General features: G+C 73.5%; 16 protein-coding genes. 8 read left to right on the top strand and 8 right to left on the bottom strand.

Annotated features, from left to right (window positions below; genetic code table 11):
- Positions 1–79: 79 nt before the first annotated feature.
- Genes MPTA5024_RS04720 through MPTA5024_RS04710 form a run of 3 tightly spaced genes read left to right on the top strand, consistent with a single transcriptional unit; the run spans position 80 to position 3421 of the window.
- On the top strand, positions 80–1669 hold the full coding sequence (locus tag MPTA5024_RS04720; RefSeq protein ID WP_036320206.1) for a peptide ABC transporter substrate-binding protein: 1590 nt from the start codon (positions 80–82) through the stop codon (positions 1667–1669).
- A complete protein-coding gene (locus tag MPTA5024_RS04715; protein WP_036320203.1) occupies positions 1666–2595 on the top strand; it encodes an ABC transporter permease in 930 nt (309 codons plus the stop codon). Before MPTA5024_RS04720 ends, MPTA5024_RS04715 begins: the two co-directional genes overlap by 4 nt.
- The gene (locus MPTA5024_RS04710; protein WP_051457705.1) at positions 2582–3421 is read left to right on the top strand and encodes an ABC transporter permease; all 840 of its coding nucleotides are present in this window, start codon (positions 2582–2584) and stop codon (positions 3419–3421) included. Before MPTA5024_RS04715 ends, MPTA5024_RS04710 begins: the two co-directional genes overlap by 14 nt.
- Positions 3422–3439: 18 nt before the next feature.
- Here the strand turns inward: MPTA5024_RS04710 and MPTA5024_RS04705 are convergent, their stop codons facing one another.
- From MPTA5024_RS04705 to MPTA5024_RS04670, 8 genes are all read right to left on the bottom strand, one after another.
- On the bottom strand, positions 3440–4234 hold the full coding sequence (locus MPTA5024_RS04705) for a class I SAM-dependent methyltransferase (RefSeq protein ID WP_036320201.1): 795 nt from the start codon (positions 4232–4234) through the stop codon (positions 3440–3442).
- 70 nt (positions 4235–4304) lie between these two features.
- The gene (locus MPTA5024_RS04700; RefSeq protein ID WP_036320199.1) at positions 4305–5594 is read right to left on the bottom strand and encodes a M20/M25/M40 family metallo-hydrolase; all 1290 of its coding nucleotides are present in this window, start codon (positions 5592–5594) and stop codon (positions 4305–4307) included.
- Positions 5591–7411, bottom strand: coding sequence for a dipeptidyl-peptidase 5 (locus tag MPTA5024_RS04695; RefSeq protein WP_051458022.1), 1821 nt, complete (start codon positions 7409–7411; stop codon positions 5591–5593). The genes MPTA5024_RS04700 and MPTA5024_RS04695 overlap by 4 nt, the downstream gene beginning before the upstream one ends.
- A gap of 26 nt (positions 7412–7437) precedes the next feature.
- Positions 7438–8556 (bottom strand): C39 family peptidase, encoded by a 1119-nt coding sequence (locus MPTA5024_RS04690; RefSeq protein WP_232326196.1) that lies wholly within the window; start codon positions 8554–8556, stop codon positions 7438–7440.
- Between the two features lie 135 nt (positions 8557–8691).
- The gene (locus MPTA5024_RS04685; RefSeq protein ID WP_036320196.1) at positions 8692–10068 is read right to left on the bottom strand and encodes a sensor histidine kinase; all 1377 of its coding nucleotides are present in this window, start codon (positions 10066–10068) and stop codon (positions 8692–8694) included.
- The gene (locus MPTA5024_RS04680) at positions 10065–10736 is read right to left on the bottom strand and encodes a response regulator transcription factor (RefSeq protein WP_036320193.1); all 672 of its coding nucleotides are present in this window, start codon (positions 10734–10736) and stop codon (positions 10065–10067) included. Before MPTA5024_RS04680 ends, MPTA5024_RS04685 begins: the two co-directional genes overlap by 4 nt.
- A 10-nt stretch (positions 10737–10746) precedes the next feature.
- On the bottom strand, positions 10747–11133 hold the full coding sequence (locus MPTA5024_RS04675; protein WP_036320191.1) for a hypothetical protein: 387 nt from the start codon (positions 11131–11133) through the stop codon (positions 10747–10749).
- A 150-nt stretch (positions 11134–11283) separates the two neighbouring features.
- Positions 11284–12411: a DUF5925 domain-containing protein gene (locus tag MPTA5024_RS04670; protein WP_051457704.1), complete on the bottom strand. Its 1128-nt coding sequence runs from the start codon at positions 12409–12411 to the stop codon at positions 11284–11286.
- A 247-nt stretch (positions 12412–12658) separates the two neighbouring features.
- On the opposite strand from MPTA5024_RS04670, the gene MPTA5024_RS04665 reads away from it, so the two are divergent.
- The 5 genes from MPTA5024_RS04665 to MPTA5024_RS04645 all read left to right on the top strand — a co-directional run bounded on the left by MPTA5024_RS04665 (position 12659) and on the right by MPTA5024_RS04645 (position 20497).
- Positions 12659–13360, top strand: coding sequence for a peptidoglycan recognition protein family protein (locus MPTA5024_RS04665; protein ID WP_232326194.1), 702 nt, complete (start codon positions 12659–12661; stop codon positions 13358–13360).
- Between the two features lie 73 nt (positions 13361–13433).
- Positions 13434–15254 (top strand): methylmalonyl-CoA mutase family protein, encoded by a 1821-nt coding sequence (locus tag MPTA5024_RS04660; protein WP_036320189.1) that lies wholly within the window; start codon positions 13434–13436, stop codon positions 15252–15254.
- On the top strand, positions 15251–17398 hold the full coding sequence (gene scpA / locus MPTA5024_RS04655) for a methylmalonyl-CoA mutase (RefSeq protein WP_036320187.1): 2148 nt from the start codon (positions 15251–15253) through the stop codon (positions 17396–17398). Before MPTA5024_RS04660 ends, scpA begins: the two co-directional genes overlap by 4 nt.
- On the top strand, positions 17395–18372 hold the full coding sequence (meaB, locus tag MPTA5024_RS04650; RefSeq protein WP_036320184.1) for a methylmalonyl Co-A mutase-associated GTPase MeaB: 978 nt from the start codon (positions 17395–17397) through the stop codon (positions 18370–18372). The genes scpA and meaB overlap by 4 nt, the downstream gene beginning before the upstream one ends.
- A 166-nt stretch (positions 18373–18538) precedes the next feature.
- Positions 18539–20497, top strand: coding sequence for a CehA/McbA family metallohydrolase (locus MPTA5024_RS04645; protein ID WP_036320181.1), 1959 nt, complete (start codon positions 18539–18541; stop codon positions 20495–20497).
- Positions 20498–20500: the final 3 nt, after the last annotated feature.

Raw genomic sequence — 20500 nt, 5'->3', positions numbered from 1 at the left:
GAATACGTAAACCATCCGATGCATTGACTGTGCGCCTTACCTACCCTCACCGGCAACACGACGGAGAGGCGGAGGATCAGTGCGGGTCACCAGAAGACGGGCCGCCGCCCTCGCTGTGGCGGCGGTCATGCTGAGCGGCGGGTGCGGAGGGTCGTCCCAGGGCGGCGCCAAGTCGGAGGGGAACACCTTCTCCGTCGGGCTGACCGAGCCCGACCACCTCACCCCGGGCAACACCTCCAGCAGCTACTCCCTGACCGTGCTCGACACGCTCTTCGACACGCTCGTCTCCATCGACGCGAACGGCAAGCCGCAGATGCGCGCGGCCGAGTCGGTGACCAGCACCGACCAGACGGTGTGGACCATCAAGATCAAGCCGGGGCTGAAGTTCGGCAACGGCGAGCCCGTCACGGCCCAGAGCTTCGCCGACTCCTGGAACGCCACCGCGTACGGCCCGAACGGCTGGACCAACAACTACTACTTCGCCAACATCAAGGGGTACGACGCGCTCAACCCGGAGAAGGGCGACCCGTCCACGAAGGAGATGAGCGGGCTCGAGGTCGTCGACCCGGCCACCCTCCGGGTCACGCTCACCGGGCCGTTCAGCCAGTTCCCGGTCACGCTGGCCTACATCGCGTTCGCGCCGATGCCGAAGGCCGCGTTCGGCGACCTCAAGGCGTACGACCAGGCGCCGGTCGGCAACGGCCCGTTCGTCCTCGACGGGCCGTGGCAGCACGACCGGCAGATCGCGGTGAAGCGGTCCCCGACGTACGCGGGCGACCGGAAGGCCAAGTCGGACGGCGTGACGTTCAAGATCTACTCCAGCCGGGAGACGGCGTACACCGACCTGCGGGCGAACCGGGTCGACCTGCTGCAGACCATCCCGCCGGCGAGCGCGCCGGAGGCGAAGCGGCTGCTCGGCGACCGGTACGTCGCCAACCCCGGCGGCACGATGGACTACCTCGGGTTCCCCGTCTTCGACAAGCGCTTCGCCGATCCCGGCCTGCGCCGGGCGATCTCGATGGCGATCGACCGGCAGGCCATCGTGGACGCGGTCTACAACGGGACGTTCAAGCCCATGGCGTCCCTGCTCGCGCCTCTCGTGCCCGGCTACCGGGAGAACGCCTGCGGCGAGGCGTGCACGTACGACCCGGCCAAGGCCAAGCAGCTGTTCGACCAGGCCGGCGGGTTCAGCGGCACGCTCACCCTCTACTTCTCCAACGCCGACGCCAGCTACGAGCAGTGGATGACGGCCGTCGCCAACCAGCTCAAGCAGAACCTCGGCATCAAGGACATCACCTTCCGCAAGGTCCCGGCCTCCGACTACCTCACCATGCTGCGCGAGCACAAGGAGGACGGGCCGTACCGGAACAACTGGGTGATGGACTACCCCAGCCCGCAGGACTACCTCGAGTACATGTGGGGCCCGGGCAACCGGATGGGCTGGGAGAACAAGGAGTTCGACGACCTGGTCAAGCAGGCGAACTCGGCGCCGAGCTTCGAGGCCAGCCTGCCGCTGTACCAGAAGGCCGAGGACATCGCCCTGGCCGAGATGCCGATGATCCCGCTGTGGAACTGGCAGGACCAGTCCGGCTACTCCACCCGGCTCACCGGCGTCCGGCTCACCCCCTACAGCGCCAACCTCGACACGATCTCGGTCAAGCAGCGGTGAGGTACGCCCTGCAGCGCCTGGTCCAGGCCGTCCCGGTCTTCCTCGCGACCACGTTCGTGATCTACGCGATGGTGTTCGCGCTGCCGGGCGACCCGATCCTGGCGCTCGCGGGGGACAAGCCGGTGCCCGAGCAGGTGCTCGCCGTCATGCGCGAGCGCTACCACCTCGGCGACCCCCTGCTCGTCCAGTACGGCCGCTACATGCTGGGCGTCCTCCACGGCGACCTCGGCGAGACGTTCACCGGGCAGCCGGTGAGCGAGCTCCTCCAGGACCGCTGGGGGGTGACCGCCCGGCTCGCGCTGACCGCCTGGGCGTTCGAGCTCGTCGTCGGCATCGGCCTCGGCGTCCTCGCCGGCCTGCGCCGGGGCGGCGTCGCCGACACCGCCGTCCTGGCCGGGACGACCTTCGTCATCGCCGTGCCGGTCTTCGTCGTCGGCTACACCGCGCAGATCGTGCTCGGCCTGCACCTCGGGCTGTTCCCCACCGCGGGGGACGACGAGGGCTGGCCGGGGAGCTACCTGCTGCCCGGCATGGTGCTCGGCTCGTTCGGCCTGGCGTACGTCGCCCGGCTCACCCGCACGTCCCTCGTGGAGAACCTGCGCGCCGACTACGTCCGCACCGCCGTCGCCAAGGGCCTCGGCAGGCGGCGGGTCGTCGGCGTGCACGCGCTGCGCAACTCGCTCATCCCGGTCGCGACGTACCTGGGCGTCGACTTCGGCAACCTCATGGCCGGGGCGGTCGTGACCGAGGGGATCTTCAACCTGCCGGGCATCGGCCAGCAGGTGTTCCAGTCCATCCAGCTCCAGGAGGGCCCGGTCGTCGTCGGCGTCACCACCCTGCTCGTCATGATCTTCATCCTCGCCAACCTGGCCGTCGACCTGCTGTACGGCGTGCTCGACCCGAGGATCCGCCGTGCTCGCGCGTGACGCGTGGCTGGAGCTGCGCCGCCGGCCGGTGTTCTGGTTCTCCGCCGCCGTCCTGCTCCTCGCGGGGGCGATGGCGGCCGTCCCGCACGTCTTCGCCCGGCTCGGCCCCAACGAGCACTGCGACCTGCGGCTGTCGAAGCACGGGCCGGGGGGCGGCGCGCCGTTCGGGTACGACCTCCAGGGGTGCGACTACTGGTCGCAGGTCGTCCACGGCACCCGCGCGTCCGTGGTGATCGGGCTGGCGGTGACCGTGTCCGCGCTGGTGGTCGCCGTCGTCCTCGGACTCGTCGGCGGGTTCTACGGGGGACTCGCCGACGCGCTCATCTCCCGGGTGACCGACGTGTTCTTCGGCATCCCGTTCGTCCTCGGCGCCACGGTCGTGCTGGTCGCCTTCCCCGAGCACGGCATCTGGGCGATGACACTCGTGCTGGTGGTGCTGGGCTGGACCACGATGACCCGGATGATGCGCGGCCAGGTGATCGCCGTGCGGGACATGGACTACGTCGAGGCCGCCCGGATGCTCGGCGCCGGTGACGGACGGCTGATGCTGCGCCACATCCTGCCGAACTCCGTCTCCCCGGTCATCGTCGTGGCCATGCTCAACGTGGGCAACGTCATCGCGGGCGAGGCGACCCTCGACTACCTCGGCGTCGGCCTGCAGTACCCCGAGGTGTCGTGGGGCCTGCAGCTCAACGTCGCCCAGTCGTTCTTCGCCGACCACCCGCACCTGCTGGTCTTCCCCGCCCTGTTCCTGACCGCGACCGTGCTGAGCTTCCTCCTGCTCGGCGACGTCGTCCGCGACGCCCTCGACCCGCGCCTCCGGTAGCGGGGGCGGGGGCGGCGCTCAGACGCGGCAGAGGATCTCGCCGTGCAGGATGGACAGCCAGCCGTCGGCGGCCTCGGCCCACTCCAGCCACCCCTCGGAGATGCGCCCGAGGTCGCCCTCCGTGGCGGCCCCCATGGCGAGCGCCTGCCTCGCCACGGCCGAGTGCAGGACCCGGTCCGCCCACATCGCGCCCCACCAGGCCCGATCCTCGGGTGTCGCGAAGCACCAGGTCGACGAGCCGGGCGTGACGTCCGTGAAGCCGGCGGCGCGGGCCCACGACAGCAGCCGCCGCCCCGCGTCCGGCGCGCCGCCGTTGCTCTCCGCGACCCGCAGGTAGAGCGCCAGCCATTCGTCCAGGGCCGGGATCCGCGGATACCAGGCGAAGGCCGGGTAGTCGCTGTCGCGCGCCGCCACGAGGCCGCCCGGCTCGGTGACCCTGCGCATCTCGCGCAGCGCCAGCACCGGGTCGCCGACGTGCTGGAGCACCTGGTGGGCGTGGGCGACGGAGAACGTGGCGTCGGGGAAGGGGAGGGCGTGCACGTCCGCGACCGCGAAGGCGACGTCGCCGGCGCCGGCGGCCGCCACACCCGCGCGGGTGAGCTCCAGGGCGTCCGCCGTCACCTCGGTCGCCGTCACGTGTCCCGTGCGCGCCGCCAGGCCGGCGGTGATCGTGCCGGGACCGCTGCCCACGTCGAGGACCGTCATGTGCCGCGTGAGATGCGGCAGCAGGTACGCGGCCGAGTTCTCCGCCGTGCGCCACCGGTGCGAGCGCAGCACCGGCTCGTCGTGGCCGTGTGTGTAGACGGCATCCATGGGAACCCCCTCGTTCTCCTCCGATGCCGTGGAACCTACCGTCTCATCTCATCATTAGAGAAGTGTCGTCTCACATAGTGGATGACTCACTCGACAGCAGCCGGTCGAGGACGCGCACGCCGAACTCGAGGCCCTCGACGGGGACGCGCTCGTCCACGCCGTGGAACATGCCGAAGTAGTCGAGGCCGGGCGGCAGGAAGAGGGGGGCGAATCCGTAGCCCCTGATGCCGATCCTGGCGAACCACTTCGCGTCCGTGCCGCCCGTCATCACGTACGGCACCGGGCGGCCGCCCGGGTCCTCGGCGAGCAGGGCCGCGGTGAGGTCGTCGAACAGGCCCTCGGCGGGGGAGGACACGGCCTCCTCGAAGCTGACGAACTCCCGGGTGACCTTCGGCCCGAGCAGCCGGTCGACGGTCTCCAGGAACTCGTCGCGCTGCCCCGGCAGGAACCGGCCGTCCACGTGGGCCTCCGCGCTGCCGGGGATCACGTTGACCTTGTACCCCGCGTTGAGCATGGTCGGGTTGGCCGAGTTGCGCAGCACGCCGCGGAACAGGGCGGCCGCCCGGGGGACGCGCCGGATCTCCTCCTCCAGGCGGTCGACGTCGATCGGCGCGCCGAGGGCCCGCGACAGCTCGTCGATCAGCCGCGCCACCTCCGGCGTGAGCCGTACGGGCCACCGGTGGTCGGCCAGGCGGGCCACCGCCCGCGCGAGCTCGGCGACCGGGTTGTCCACCGCGGGCTTGGATCCGTGGCCGGCGACGCCGCGGGCGGTCAGGCGCATCCAGGCGGTGCCGCGCTCCCCGACGGCCACCGGATATATCCGGACGTCGCCCTCGTGCCAGGTGAAGCCGCCCGACTCGCTGATGGCCTCGGAGCATCCCTCGAACAGGTCGCGGTGCCGCTCGATCGCGTGGCCGGCGCCGTACGCGCCGGTGGCCTCCTCGTCGGCGAGGAACGCCAGCACGAGGTCGCGCCGGGGGCGGGCGCCCCTGCGGGCGTTCTCGCGGGCCCAGGCGAGGGTCATCGAGAGCGTGCCCTTCATGTCCACCGCGCCCCGCCCGTGCACGCAGCCGTCCGCGATCTCCCCGGAGAACGGGTGCACCCGCCACTCGGCGGGGTCGGCCGGGACGACGTCGAGGTGGCCGTGGACGAGCAGCCCGTCGGGGTCGTCTCCCGGGACGCGGGCGACGACGCTGGTGCGGCCCGGCGCCGACTCGAACACGTGGGGCTCGATCCCCACCTCGTCGAGGAGCCCGGCCACGTACTCGGCCGCCCGCCTCTCGCCGGGGCCGTCCCCGCCGCCGTCGTTGGTCGTGTCGATCCGCAGCAGCTCCGAGCAGATCTCGGCAACCTCGGTCATGCCGTCCCCTCCAGGGTGAGCGGTGGGACCTCGGGCGTCGGGAACCCGAAGATCAGGCCGTAGAACGCGAGCTCGGCCTCCAGGACGCGGACGATGGTCGGCTCGCGCCGCCACCCGTGCTGTTCCCCCGGGAAGGTGAGGAAGGCCCAGCGGCCGCCGTGTCGGGCGAGCGCGGCGGCGAAGCGCTCCGACTGCGACGGGTCCACGACCTTGTCCTCCAGGCCGTGCATGAGCAGGGCCGGCCCGGAGGCGCGGGCGGCGTGGAGCTCGGGGGAGCGGTCGAGGTACCGCTGCCGGGTCCCGGGCAGCGGGCCGATGAGCCCGTCGAGGTACCGGGACTCGAAGTCGTGGGTCTCCGCCGCCCAGCCCTCGGGGTCGGAGATGCCGTAGTGGGAGACCGCCCCGCAGAACACGTCGCTGTGCACCAGGGCGGCCAGCGAGGTCCAGCCGCCGGCGCTGCCCCCGCGGATCGCCACCCTGGTGGCCCGCCCGGTGCTCGTCAGCCAGCGCGCCACGGCCTCGCAGTCGCGGACGTCGACAACCCCCCAGTTGTGCCGCAGCCGCTCCCGGTAGGCCCTGCCGTACCCGGTCGAGCCGCCGTAGTTGACTTCGGCGACCCCGATGCCCCTGCTGGTGAAGTACGCCACCTCAAGGTCGATCACGGGCGGCGCCGAGCTGGTCGGCCCCCCGTGCACGAACACGACGTACGGCGCGGGCCCGTCGGCGGACGGCGGGTAGACGTGGGCGTGCACCCCGTCGACGGTCACGGCCTCGGGGCGGGGGATCAGCTCGGCCGGGGGCAGCTCCTTCCGCGGGGAAAGGACCTCGCGCGTCCCGCTTTCCAGGTCCACCCGCACCACCTCGTACGGCCGGTACGGCGAGGCGGCCACCCCGACGACGCTCACTCCGTCGGATGACAGGGTGGGCGCCCAATAGGTGTAGTCGCCGCCGACGTCGCGGATCGGGGCGCCGGGCGCGGGACGGTCGATCACGCCCAGCCGGCGCTCGTCGGCGGTGCCGTACATGGCGACGAGCCGCTCGCCCGCGAGCGCGAAGAACGTCGCGCCGAGCTTCCAGGTGGCGTCGCCGAACTCCAGCGGGAGCGGCGTCAGGTTGGTGGCCGTGCCGTCGAGCCCGATGTGGTGGATGTTCCACCAGCCGTCCGGGTCGGCGACGGCGTACAGCCCGTCGTCGTCGCGCCACTCGGCCTGCACGATCGAGGCGCCGGAGGCCACCACCCGGCACGGGCCGCCCTCCACCGGGGCGACGCACAGCTCGGTGGCGTCCCACGGCATGTCGGGGTGGTTCCAGCCGATCCAGGCGATCTGCCGCCCGTCGGGCGAGATGCGCGGATTCATCAGGAAGTGGTGGGTCCGGATGACGCTGCGCGGCGGCGAGCCGTCGAGCGGCACGGCGACGATGTCGCGCGTCACGTCGTGGCCCTCGCCGACCTCCCGGACACACCACACCTCGTCGCCGTGGACGACCAGGTCGCCGTACCGGGCCGGGCCCTCGGGCGTCAGCGGGACCGGGTCGCCGCCGGGCTCGCAGAGGTGGATGCGGCCGTCGGACCAGTCGGTGAAGACGAGCCTCCCCCGGTGGACCCGCCACGAACGGCCGCCGTACTCGATCACGCGGTTGCGGGCGTTCCAGCCCTGCGGGAGGACGTCCTCGATCGTCCCGTCCGGCCTCCGCCGCACGACGCAGCGGCGGCCCCCCTCGTGCGGCCGCGGCTCGTCCCACCAGACCTCGGGCCCGGCGTCCCGCGGGCCTTCGGCGCGTTCCGCGATCTCCACCCACAGCGGTCGGTCGTCCATGCGTGCCACGTCGACGGCTCGGATCGTCACCAGTTTCCCTCGGAGGTCGGAAGCGGAATGTCCGGGGGGTGGACGACGTGCGCGATCCCCCCGCTGCCCGTGGCCCGCAGCCACACGTGCTCGAACGCGGCCCTCGGATAGACCCGCCGCACGCCGGCGTCGGCCGGCGCGGCCGGGTCGTTGGCGATCACGTCGCCGTCCCGGGTGAACCCCGTGACGACCATGATGTGACCGCCCGTCGAGTAGCCCGAGCCGGGAAGCTCGTGCTCACGGAACGATTGGGAGGTGATCACCGGGACTCCCGCGGCGATGAAACGCTCCACCTCAGCCAGGGAACGAAGCCGGGTGACGAAGCCCTCCAGGCCGTACCGCCCGGCGTAGGCGACGCCGAACGGCCAGTTGCCCGTGCCCTGGTAGCTGTGGTCGTACATGTCGCGGGCGGCGTGGTCGACGGCTGGGCACGGGTCGTCGGCCGGCACCCAGGCCAGGTCGGCCGGCGCGGGCCCGCGGCCCCAGTAGTCCAGCACCATCGTAAGCGACGCCGGGCTGCACCATGACGCGCCGCCGCCGTCCCATTGCGGAAAGTGCCCGTCGTGGAGCTTCTGCGACCGCCGGGGCACGTCGAGCTCGATCGGGACCCGGCTCGCCGCCGACGCCGCCGGAGGCCCGGGGTGCGCGGCCACGGCCGACGCCATGACGCTCATGGAGCGGACCCGGCCGCCCTCGCCGTACAGCGTCGCGCGGAGCCGGTAGGCGACCACCGGGCGGGCGGCGACGAAGGTGTCCACGGCCACGTCGCCGTCGTCGTCGCCCTGGCCGGGCAGGGAGGTGCGGTGGACGTCGGCCCCGGTCTCCGCCCACCGGCCCATGACATACCACTTGGTCAGCGCGCCCCCGGACGTGCGGGCCTGGATCTCGACCTCCAGCCAGGCCCCCGGCGGCGCGTCGGCCGTCCAGGAGGGGACGAGCTCGGTCGCCGGGAAGCCGATCTCACGCTCCTCGGAGGTCCACCGGACGTACGGCCAGGTCCGCTCCCCGCCGTCCCCGAAAGGGTCCAGGTAGACCGCCGTCCCGGTCTCGCGGCCGTCCACGGCCCACCGGTGGAGGACGACACGGCTCAGATCGGCCGACAGCAGCGTGACCACCTCGCCGATTGTTGTTTCCGGCCTGATGCGGCACATCGGATGGTTTACGTATCCGACACATGGGACGGTACGGCATCCGTGAGGCGCCGCTCACCGGTCGCCGGCGAGGGCGGCGGCCGATCCGGCCGCCGCCGGTCAGCCCTCCGCGGGAGGCGCTTCCGCGGGAGGCGCTTCCGCCGGAAGCGGGGGGAGCGCCAGCGTCAGCCGGGCGCCCCTCCGGCTCGGGACCAGGACGGCGGTGCCGCCGTGGGCGGCGGCGATCTGGCGGACGATGGCCAGGCCGAGACCGGAGCCGGGACGGGAGCGGGCGGCGGCCGAACGATAGAAGCGGTCGAAGACGTAGGGCGCGTCGGCGTCGTCGATGCCCGGGCCCTCGTCCGCCACGGTGACGGCCCCGTCGCGGACGTGGACGTGGACCACCCCGCCCGGCGGGCTCCACTTGACCGCGTTGTCGAGCAGGTTGCCGACGGCGCGCTCCAGGGCGTCGGGATCGCCGAGGACCAGCGTCGCCTCGCCGTCGACCGCGAACCGCAGCCCCGGGGCCCGCGCGGAGGCGCGCTCCACCACATGGGCGGCGAGCAGGTCGAGCCGGACGTCCTCCCGGTGCGCCGACGATCCGTAGCGGGCCAGGTCGAGCAGGTCGCCGATGAGGACCCCGAGCCGGCGGGCCTGCTCCCGGGCCGTCCCGACCAGCTCGGGGGCGGCCGGGTCGGCCAGGCCCTGCCCGTCGGCCAGCAGGTCGAGGTCCGTGGTCAGGCTGGTCAGCGGGGTGCGCAACTCGTGCGACGCGTCGGCGACCAGGCGCCGCTGGGCGGTGACCGAGTCCTCCAGCTCCGCCATCATTGCGTTGAACGCCCCGGCCAGCCGGCCGATCTCGTCGTCGCCCCGTACGGCGATGCGGGCGGACAGCTCCTGGGTCGCGGCGACGTGCTCGATCGTCTCCGTCAGCCGCGCCACCGGCCGCAGCACGCGGTCGGCCGCCAGCCGGGCCACGACGAGCGCCAGACCCCCGCCTGCCGTCGTGAGCACGACCAGCAGGACGCCCAGCCTGCCCAGGGTCGCGGTCGCGTCCGACCGCGGCCGGGCGATGCGGACGAGCGAGCCATCCGTCTGGGGGACGGGTGCCGTGTAGACGCGGTAGCCGACCCCCCGGAACGAGACGTCCTGGAAGTACGGCCGGTCGCGCAGGCGGGCGACGTCCGCGTCCCGCTCGGTGACCGGGATGAACGCGTCGGTGGGCCCCGGTTCCACCGGCGGGGGGACGAACTGGAGCTGGATGCTCCCCACGCTCACCATGCCGGTCGATCCCGCCGGAGCCGACCCTTGCTCGGTGGTCTTCTGCTTCAGCCGGTCGAGGATCTGCGGCGAGTTCGCGGCGGTCTGGATGAGCGACAGGTCGATCTGGTCGCGGAGCCTGCTGCCGATCGCCGGATACAGGATGAGCGAGGCGGCCAGCAGCGCGCAGAACACGACCGCGCCTCCGGCGAGCCCGAGACGCGTCCGCAGGCTCACGGCTCCTCCCGCAGCACGTACCCGATGCCGCGCACGGTCTGGATGAGCCGGGGCGCGCCCCCCTCCTCCAGCTTCGCGCGCAGGTAGCTGAGATGGACCCACAGGGCCGTCGAGCCGCCCGTCCCGTCGTACCCCCAGACCGACTCGTAGATCATCTCCCGGGTGAGGACGCGGCGGGGGTTGCGCAGGAACAGTTCGAGGAGCGACAGCTCCGTGCGGGTCATCGCGAGGGCCCGGCCGCCGCGGGAGGCGCGCTGCTCGGTCGTGTCCAAGGAGACGTCGGCGAACCGCAGCACCTCCCGGGTCGCCCCGCTCCGCCGCAACAGGGCGCGCAGCCGGGCCCGCAGCTCCTCGAGGGCGAACGGTTTGACCAGGTAGTCGTCGGCCCCGGCGTCGAGCCCCGCGACCCGGTCGACGACCAGGTCGCGGGCCGTGAGCATGAGAATCGGGGTGTCGTCGCCGCGCCGCCTGAGCCGCTTGCAGACCTCGAGGCCGTTCGGCTCCGGCATGAGGACGTCCAGGACGATCGCGTCGTGCCGTACCCGGGAGAGCCGGTCGAGCGCGGTCAGCCCGTCGGCCGCCTCGGTGACCGCGTAGCCGTCCCTGCGCAGCGCATGAGAGAGCGACCGCCGGACGGCGTCGTCGTCGTCGACGATCAGAACCCTCATGTCCCCCAACTCAGCCCATCTTCTTCAGCGTGTCCACCGCCGCCGCCAGCTCGTGCGCCGTCTTCCCCACGCTTTCGGCGATCGCGATGAAGGCCGGGTCGCCGGGGCTGAGACTGTCGTCGTTCGCGGCCGCCAGCTGCTCGAGCCGGCCGCCGACGTCGTGCGCCTGCTCGCCGCTGATCCCGAGCTCGGAGGCGAGGATGCCGATCCTCTCCTCCGTGAAGAACGTCTCCTGACGGGGGGCGACGCCCTGGTCGGCGGGCTTGGCGTCCTTGCCGGCGTGACTGCCGGCGACGGGGTTCGCCGGGCCGGCCGAGGTGGCGAGGGCGATGCCGGACCCGCCGGCGACCACCGCCGCGGCCGCGCCCGTGACGAGCAGCCAGGTCTTGATGCGCATGTCGGTTCTCCTTGGTCGTGGTGCCGATGACCCCAGGAGACCGTCCCGAGTTTCAGCGCCACGTCGCCCGACCTTCAGATCACCTTAAGCCTCGCGCCCGCCGGACGTACGGGACGAATCCGCGCGCATCCGACGGGTCGACCGGTCCGTCTAGAGGTAGAGGCCGGTGGAGGCGGGGGGCTCGGGGGGCCCGGCCGGACGGCCCTCGCGCAGCGCGAACAGCTCGGCCAGGGTGGCGCCCGCGGGGCCGACGCGGCCCGGCTCGCCGAGCCACTCGGCCGCCTGCGCGGCGTCCAGCGGCCCGACCTCGATCTGCGCGAGGCACCGCCCGGGCCGTACGACGGCGGGGTGGAGCCGGCCGAGCTCCTCGTTCGTGGTGACGGCCACGAGGACGTCCCGGCCCTGGCCGAGCAGGCCGTCGGTCAGGTTGAGCAGCCGGGACAGGCCCTGGCCCGTCGACTGCTTCGCCTCACCGCGGATCAGCTCGTCGCAGTCCTCCAGGACGAGCAGGCGCCACCGCTTCTCCTCGTCCTCGTCGTCGCCGTCCCAGCCGACGGCGACGTCCATGAGGTACCCGGGGTCGCTGAAGAGCAGCTCGGGGTCGAGCACGCAGTCGACCTGGCACCACGGCGCCCACTCCCGCGCCAGCGTGCGCAGCAGCGTGGTCTTGCCGGTGCCCGGCGGCCCGTGGAGGAGCAGCAGACGGCCCGTGACGTCCGCCGCGCGGACGGCCATCAGCCCGTCCAGGGCGGGCGCGGCCGTGCGGGAGTAGTTCCCGCGGATCCGCTCCCACGGCGTCGTGGTGATCGGTTTCTCCGAGCGCTGCGGCCCGCGGCCCGACCGCCACCAGAAGCCCATGGTGACGTGGTCCTCGCCCGCCGTGGTCTCCTCGGCGCCCTTCGTGGCCTCCTCCAGCACCGCGCCGGCCAGCTCCTGGGTGACGGCCGTCGCCGTCACGAGGGCGGCCCGGTTGGCGTAGCGGACCACGCGCAGCGTCCAGCCCTCGCCGGCGATGAGCCGCGACTCCATGCCGTTGACGTGCTGGGCCACCCGCAGGACGCGGCCGCCCTCGGCGGTCATCACGGCGTCGGCGCGGACGCGGTCGATGCTGGCGCTGCGCGAGAAGGGCTGCTCGCCCGTCGCGAACGGCGACAGGGCCAAGGCGTCGATGACGTCGGCCGGGCTGTCGCCGTCGTCCAGCCACATCCGCATGGGCAGCGGCTCACGGGCGGGCCTGGGGGATTCGGCGGAGAAGTCGACCTCCTTCACAACGGACATGAGACCATGATCCTGAGGCCAGAACGGCATGTCGACGGATTTACCGCCTCCTGCACCTGATACCTCCGTTTGAACCTATCAATCTCGGTAAAAAGGGCGTAGCCGTTCGATCGTTCCCACTACGCTCAACTGTCCCAGCGTCAGGTCCCCCCGGAGATTCCCTGTGGCCATCGATCTCGTCTCCCGCGCTGCATGGGGTGCGCGTGCCCCGAAGGGTTCGTACTCGCCGCTCAGCTCCACACGAGGCGTGAAGGTGCACTACACCGGCGGCCGGGTGGATCCGAAGATCGTCGACGACCACGCCCTCTGCGTGGCCATGGTGAAGTCGATCCAGAACTTCCACATGGACGGCAACGGCTGGCTCGACATCGGCTACAGCATGGTCGCCTGCCCGCATCGCAAGGTCTTCGTGGGACGCGGGCCGGGCCACCTGCCTGCCGCCAACGGGCCCGGCCTCAACTCCGGCCACTACGCGGTGCTCGGCCTGGTCGGCAACGCCGGGCTCGTCCAGCCGACCGACGGCATCCTCGACGCGATCCTCGACGCGGTCGACTACCTGAGGGACAAGGGCGGCGCCGGCCGCGAGATCAAGGGCCACCGCGACGGCTACTCCACCGACTGCCCGGGCGACGCCCTCTACGCGTGGGTCAAGAAGGGCGCCCCGCGGCCCGGCAGCAGCAGCGGCGGCGGCGGCACGACCGAGCCGCCGCCGTCCTCGGCGCCGGCCTGGCCGGGACGGCTGCTGCGCTACCCGCCGGTCACCAGCGGCGACGACGTGCGCGCCTGGCAGCAGCAGATGAAGAAGCTGGGCTACGACATCGCGGTCGACGGGGACTACGGCCCGGCGTCCAAGGCGGTGTGCGTGAGGTTCCAGCGGGACAGGCACCTCGACGCGGACGGCGTCGTGGGCCGCCTCACCTGGGACGCCGCCTTCGCCGCCACCTCCTGACCCCCGGGCCCCCGGACACGCCGGTGGGACCCCGGGGAGCGGTGCCCGGACTGTTCGGCCTAGCATCCGGTTCATGACGGTGCCGCCTGTTGACCTCGCCGATCCCGCCCCGGACTTCCCCGCGGCCACACGGGACCAGTGGCGGGCGCTCGCGGCCGGGGTGCTGCGCAAGTCCGGGTGGGAGGGGCCGGCCGAGGAGGTCGAGCGGGCCCTGTCCACCACGACGTACGACGGCGTCACGGTCGCCCCGCTCCACGACGCGGGCGACCTGCCGGCCGCCCCCCGCCTCGTGCGGGCGGCCGGGCCCTGGGACGTCCGGCAGCGGCACGCCGACCCCGATCCGGCCGCCGCCCGCGAGGCCGTCCTGGCCGACCTGGAGAACGGCGTCACGTCGATCTGGCTCGACCTGACCGCGATCGACCCGGCCGCGCTGCCCGCCGTCCTGCGCGGCGTCCACCTCGGCCTCGCGCCGGTCGTCCTCGACGCCGGCGCCCGTACGGCGGAGGCGGCGGAGATCTTCCTCGGCCTCCTGGCGGACGCGGCGCCGCCCGGGGGGAACCTGGGCGCCGACCCGATCGGGCTGGCAGCCAGGACGGGAGGGCCGGCCGACCTCGCCCCGGCCGCGGACCTCGCCCGGCGCTGCGTCGCCGACCGGCCCGGGCTGCGCGCGATCACGGTCGACGCGCTCCCGTACCACGACGCCGGCGGGTCCGACGCGCAGGAACTGGGGTGCTCGATCGCGACCGGGGTCGCCTACCTGCGCGCGCTGACCGGCGCCGGGCTGACGGTCGCGGAGGCGCTGGGGCAGATCGAGTTCCGCTACGCCGCGACCGCCGACCAGTTCCTCACGATCGCCAAGCTGCGGGCCGCCCGGCGGTTGTGGGCCCGGGTGGCCGAGGTGGTCGGCGGCCCGGGGACGCAGGTCCAGCACGCGGTGACGTCCTCGGCCATGATGACCCGCCGGGACCCCTGGGTGAACATGCTCCGCACCACCCTGGCCTGCTTCGCCGCAGGGGTGGGCGGGGCCGACGCGGTGACCGTGCAGCCGTTCGACGCCGCGCTCGGGCTGCCCGACGCGTTCGCCCGCAGGATCGCGCGCAACACGCAGTCGCTGCTGGTCGAGGAGGCGAACGTCGCGCGGGTGGCCGACCCGGCCGGCGGTTCCTGGTACGCCGAGCGGCTCACCGCCGACCTGGCCGCCCGGGCCTGGGAGTGGTTCCGGGAGATCGAGCGGGCCGGGGGGATGCCGGCGGCGCTGGAGCGGCTCGTGCCCGAGCGCCTGGCCGCCACCCGGGACGCACGGGCGGCGAACCTCGCCCGCCGCCGCGACCCGATCACCGGGGTCAGCGAGTTCCCCGACGTCCGCGAGCGGCCGGTGACGCGGCGGCCGGGCGCCGGTCTGGCCCGGCCCGCCGCACATGGAGTGCAGGCGGGGGAGCGGGCCGGCGGACAGGGCGGCGGGCTGCCCGCCGTCCGGTACGCCGAGGAGTTCGAGGCGCTGCGCGACCTCGCCGACGCGCTGCCGGAGCGGCCGGTCGTCTTCCTCGCGACGATCGGCCCGGTCGCCGCGCACACGGCGCGGGCGTCGTTCGCCGCCAACCTGTTCGGGGCGGGCGGGATCGCCACCGTGAGCGGCGGCCCGGGCACCGACCCGGCCGCCGTCGCCGCGGCCTTCCGCGACGCCGGCACCCCCGTCGCCTGCCTGTGCTCCAGCGACCGCCTGTACGGCGAGCACGCCGCGGCCGTGGCCGCCGCGCTGCGGGAGGCCGGGGCGAGGAAGATCTGGCTGGCCGGGAAGGGCGACTATGAGGGGGTGGACGCCACCTTGTACGCCGGCTGCGACGCGCTCGACGTGCTCCGGACGACGTTCGACGACCTGGGAGTGACCCGATGATTCCCGATTTTTCAGGAATTGAGCTGGAGTCGGAGGCGGGAGCCGTACCGGCCCTCCCGGAGGGCGGCGAGACCTGGGAGACGCCGGAGGGCATCGCGGTCCGGCCGCTGTACACGGCCGAGGACCTCGGCGAGGCCGGCCCGCTCACGACGTACCCCGGCATCGCGCCCTACCTGCGCGGACCGTACCCGACCATGTACGTCACCCAGCCGTGGACGATCCGCCAGTACGCGGGGTTCTCGACGGCCGAGGAGTCGAACGCGTTCTACCGGCGCAACCTGGCGGCCGGGCAGAAGGGCCTGTCGGTCGCCTTCGACCTCGCCACCCACCGGGGTTACGACTCCGACCACCCCCGGGTGGCGGGCGACGTCGGCATGGCCGGGGTGGCGATCGACTCTATCTACGACATGCGGCAACTGTTCGACGGGATCCCCCTCGACCGGATGAGCGTGTCGATGACCATGAACGGCGCGGTGCTGCCGATCCTGGCGCTGTACATCGTCGCCGCCGAGGAGCAGGGGGTGGCGCCCGACAAACTGGCCGGGACCATCCAGAACGACATCCTCAAGGAGTTCATGGTCCGCAACACCTACATCTACCCGCCCGGGCCGTCGATGCGGATCATCTCGGACATCTTCGCGTACACCTCGGCGAGGATGCCGAAGTTCAACTCGATCTCCATCTCCGGATACCACATCCAGGAGGCCGGGGCCACCTGCGACCTGGAGCTGGCGTACACGCTGGCGGACGGCGTGGAGTACCTGCGGGCCGGGCTGGGCGCGGGTCTCGACATCGACGCGTTCGCGCCGCGGCTGTCGTTCTTCTGGTGCATCGGCATGAACTTCTTCATGGAGGTGGCCAAGCTCCGCGCCGCCCGGCTGCTGTGGGCCCGGCTCGTGAAGGGGTTCGGCGCGAAGGATCCCAAGTCGCTGTCGCTGCGCACCCACAGCCAGACCTCCGGGTGGTCGCTGACCGCCCAGGACGTGTTCAACAACGTCGCCCGCACGTGCGTGGAGGCGATGGCCGCCACCCAGGGGCACACCCAGTCGCTGCACACCAACGCGCTCGACGAGGCGCTCGCTCTGCCGAGCGACTTCTCCGCCAGGATCGCCCGCAACACCCAGCTGCTGCTGCAGCAGGAGTCGGGCACCTGCCGGGTCATCGACCCCTGGGGCGGCTCCTACTACGTGGAACGGCTGACGCATGAGCTCGCGCGGGCCGCGTGGGGCCACATCCAGGAGGTCGAGCGCGCCGGCGGCATGGCCCGGGCCATCGACCAGGGCCTGCCGAAGCTCCGCATCGAGGAGGCCGCCGCGCGCACCCAGGCGCGCATCGACTCCGGCCGTCAGCCGGTCATCGGGGTCAACACGTACCGTCCCGAGGCGGACGAGCCGATCGAGGTCCTCAAGGTGGACAACACCGCCGTGCGGAACCAGCAGCTCGCCAAGCTCCGGCGGCTGCGCGAGGAGCGGTCGGACGCGGCGGTGACCGAGGCGCTGGAGGCGCTGACCAAGGGCGCGGCCGGGGGCGACAACCTGCTGGAGCTGGCTGTCAACGCCGCCCGCGCGAAGGCCACGGTCGGGGAGATCTCCGACGCGCTGGAGAAGGTCTTCGGCCGGCACGCCGCGGAGATCCGTACGATATCGGGGGTCTACCGGGCGGAGGCGGGCGACGGCGTGGACGTGGTCAGGCGGGCGTGCGCGGCGTTCGAGCGGGCCGAGGGGCGCCGCCCCCGCATCCTGGTGGCCAAGATGGGCCAGGACGGCCACGACCGCGGCCAGAAGGTGATCGCCAGCGGCTTCGCCGACCTCGGGTTCGACGTGGACGTCGGCCCGCTGTTCCAGACGCCGGAGGAGGTCGCCCGGCAGGCGGTCGAGGCGGACGTGCACGTCGTCGGGGTGTCCTCGCTGGCGGCCGGTCACCTGACCCTGGTTCCGGCGCTGCGGGCGGCCCTCGACGAGCTGGGCGCGGACGACATCATGATCGTGGTCGGCGGCGTGATCCCGCCCGGCGACATCGAGGAGCTGCGCGCCGCCGGGGCGTCGGCCATCTTCCTGCCCGGGACCGTGATCGCGGACGCCGCGCTGGAGCTGCTGCGCGACCTGTCCTCCCGGCTCGGCCACCCCTCAGCCGCGGCGCAGTGACCGGCGCCGCGCCCGAGGACCACCTCCACGGCGTGCTGGCCGGCGACCGGCGGTGGATCGCCCGCGCCATCACCCTGGTGGAGTCGACCAGGCCCGACCACCGGGAGGCGGCCCAGCGGCTGCTCGTCGAGCTGACCCCGCACGCCGGCAAGGCCCGGAGGGTGGGCGTGTCGGGCGTGCCCGGGGTCGGCAAGTCGACGTTCATCGAGGCGCTCGGCACCCGCCTCACCGCGGCTGGGCACCGGGTGGCGGTGCTGGCCGTCGACCCGTCCTCGCGCCGGTCGGGCGGCAGCATCCTGGGGGACAAGACGCGCATGGCCCGCCTGGCCGCCGACCCCCGGGCGTTCATCCGGCCCTCGCCCACGGCGGGCACGCTCGGCGGCGTCGCCAAGGCCACCCGCGAGGCGATGGTCGTGGTCGAGGCCGCCGGGTACGACGTGGTGCTCGTCGAGACGGTCGGGGTCGGCCAGTCGGAGACCGCCGTGGCCGACATGGTGGACACCTTCCTGCTGCTCACCCTGGCCCGTACCGGCGACCAGCTCCAGGGCATCAAGAAGGGCGTGCTGGAGCTCGCCGACGTCATCGCGGTGAACAAGGCCGACGGCGAGCACGAGACGGCCGCCCGCCGGGCGGCCCGCGAGCTGTCCGGGGCGCTGCGGCTGCTGCGCTCCGACACACCCGTCCTGACCTGCAGCGGGCTGACCGGCGCCGGTCTCGACGAGCTGTGGGCACAGGTCGTCCGCCACCAGGAGAGCCTGGACGTGGACGCCCGACGGCGGCAGCAACAGGTCGAGTGGACCTGGGCGCTCGTCAGGGACCGGCTGCTCGCCCGTCTGCAGGAGCGCACCGCCCCGCTCGCGCCCGGCATCGAACGGCAGGTCCTCGACGGGACCCTGACGCCCTCGCTCGCCGCCGACCGGATCCTCGCCGCCTTCCTCGACGGCCTGGACGGCTCCGGGGACCGGGAGGAGTAGAGCCGAGTCACGTTCGGGAGATTCCCTTTCCTCCCGGGTGACAGATATCGCTACCGCCGGCGCCGCTGATGCACGATTGCACGTTTCCGCTGGATACCCGCGTGTGACGATGGCCGCGCTCTCCGGCGAGACGCCCGGAGACGCCGGACCACAAGGGGGACCTGCGATGCGTCATGATCCGATGGTGCCGCCGCCCGTTGGGCGGGCCCTGCGCGACTACCGCGCGCTGCTCGCCGAGCACGGGCCGACCTGGGGCGAGCCGCCGCTGGGATACGTGCGGATGATGTCCTACCTGCGGTTTCCCAATCACGCCAGGAGGATGGAGGCCGGGCCGGACGCGGACCTGGACGCGGCGTTCCGCGACGCGCTGGGCGGCGAGGTGCCCCGGGGTCTGGCCGTCCTGCGGCTGACGCCGGGAGGCCACCGGCTGGACCACGGCCCGGCGCTGGCGCTGCTGTCGCCCGGGCGGGTCGCGCTCACGCTGCTGGCCGACTCCTCGCGCGACGCGCCCGTCGAGGTCGTCGTGGACGGCGTGGCCCACGAGGTCCCGCCGGGCGGGGCGCGCCTGCTGGAGGCGACGACCGGCTCGGCCGTGACGGCCGGCGGGCGCGCGGTCGACCTGCGGCCACTCACGCGACCGGCGGAGGCGGCCCGGCTGCGGGTGCGGGCCGGGTTCCCGTGCCGCTGGACGGTGGTGTCGGAGGGCGGCCAGGGCTGGTACCCGCCCGGCGTCCCGGAGCGGCGCGACAACTCCGACGCGCCGTTCTTCCACGGCGACGACCTCGTGCTCGACGTGCCGGCCGAGCCGGTCACGGTCCGGGTCGCGCGCGGCATGGAGTACGGCACGGCCGAGACCGTCGTCGTGCCCGCCGCGGGGGAGGAGACGTTGGTCGAGCTCGCCCCCCGGCGGCTGTACGACGCCGCGGCGCGCGGCTGGTACGGCGCCGACCTGCACGTCCACATGAACTGGGCGGGCGACCTGGTGGCCGCGCCCGCCGAGGCCGCGGCGGCCCAGCTCGGGGAGGACCTGCACGTGCTCAACCTCGTCGCGGGCAACGTCGCGGGAGAGCGGGTCTACGACGTGGAGGCGCTGCGCCACTGGGCGGGGCGGGACCTGCCCTGGTCGGACGCCTCCCATCTGGCCCGGATGGGCGTGGAGTACCGCAACGACCTGCTCGGCCACGTCCACGCCTTCGGTGTGGCCGCCCCGCCGCGGGTCTACCACACCGGCTTCGCCGGGGACGCCGACTGGCCGCCGAACGGCGCGGTCTGCGGCGAGCTGCGCGAGCCCCAGGCCGTCCTCGGCTACGCCCACCCGTTCCACGGCCCGGTCGCCACACCCGAGGACCTCATGGCGGACGGCGAGCGGAACTGCACGGCCCGCGCCCTGGTGGTGGACGCCGCGCTCGGACTGGTGGACGGCGTGGAGCTGCTCCACTTCTCGGACATGTCGGCCACACCGGGCACGGTCGAGGTCTACCGGCGGCTGCTCGGTGCGGGGAACCGCCTCGCCGCGCTGGCCGGGACCGACACGATGCTGTCCTTCACGCGGCAGGACACGGTCTCCAGCCCGCCCGGCTGGGAGCGCGTCTACGCCCGCCCGGAGGGGCCGCTGACCGGGGAGTCGTACGCGCGGGCCCTGCGGCGGGGCCGCACCTTCGTCACCACGGGCCCGTGGCTGGAGCTGGAGGTGGACGGCCGGGGGCCCGGGGAGACCCTGGACCTGCGGCGCGGCGACCGGGTCACGCTGGTCGCCCGGTCGGCCGGGCCCGAGGTCGAGCGGCTGGAGCTGCGCACGGCCGACGGCCCGCTGGCGGAGGGACCCGGCGGCGAGCTGCGGGCGACGCTCACGGCCGACGAGGCGACGTACGTGGTGGCCGTGGCGACCGGCGGGAGGTCGGCCCGCTCCCCGCTGCGGGACGCCTTCGCCCACACCAGCCCGGTCCATCTCGACGTGGACGGCCGCCAGGTGGCCCGGCGCGAGGACGTCCGCTGGTGCCTGCGCTGGCTGGACCTGCTCGACGAGCTGATCCGCGCCCGGGCCCGGCTGCGCACCCGCGCCCAGCTGCGCGACCACCTCGACCTCGTCGAGAAGGCCCGCGCGGTCTACGAGTCCCGCCTCTGAGCG

The sequence above is a fragment of the Microbispora sp. ATCC PTA-5024 genome, assembly GCF_000511135.2.
Lineage (GTDB): Bacteria > Actinomycetota > Actinomycetes > Streptosporangiales > Streptosporangiaceae > Microbispora > Microbispora corallina.
This window is presented reverse-complemented; position numbering and strand designations above follow the sequence as displayed.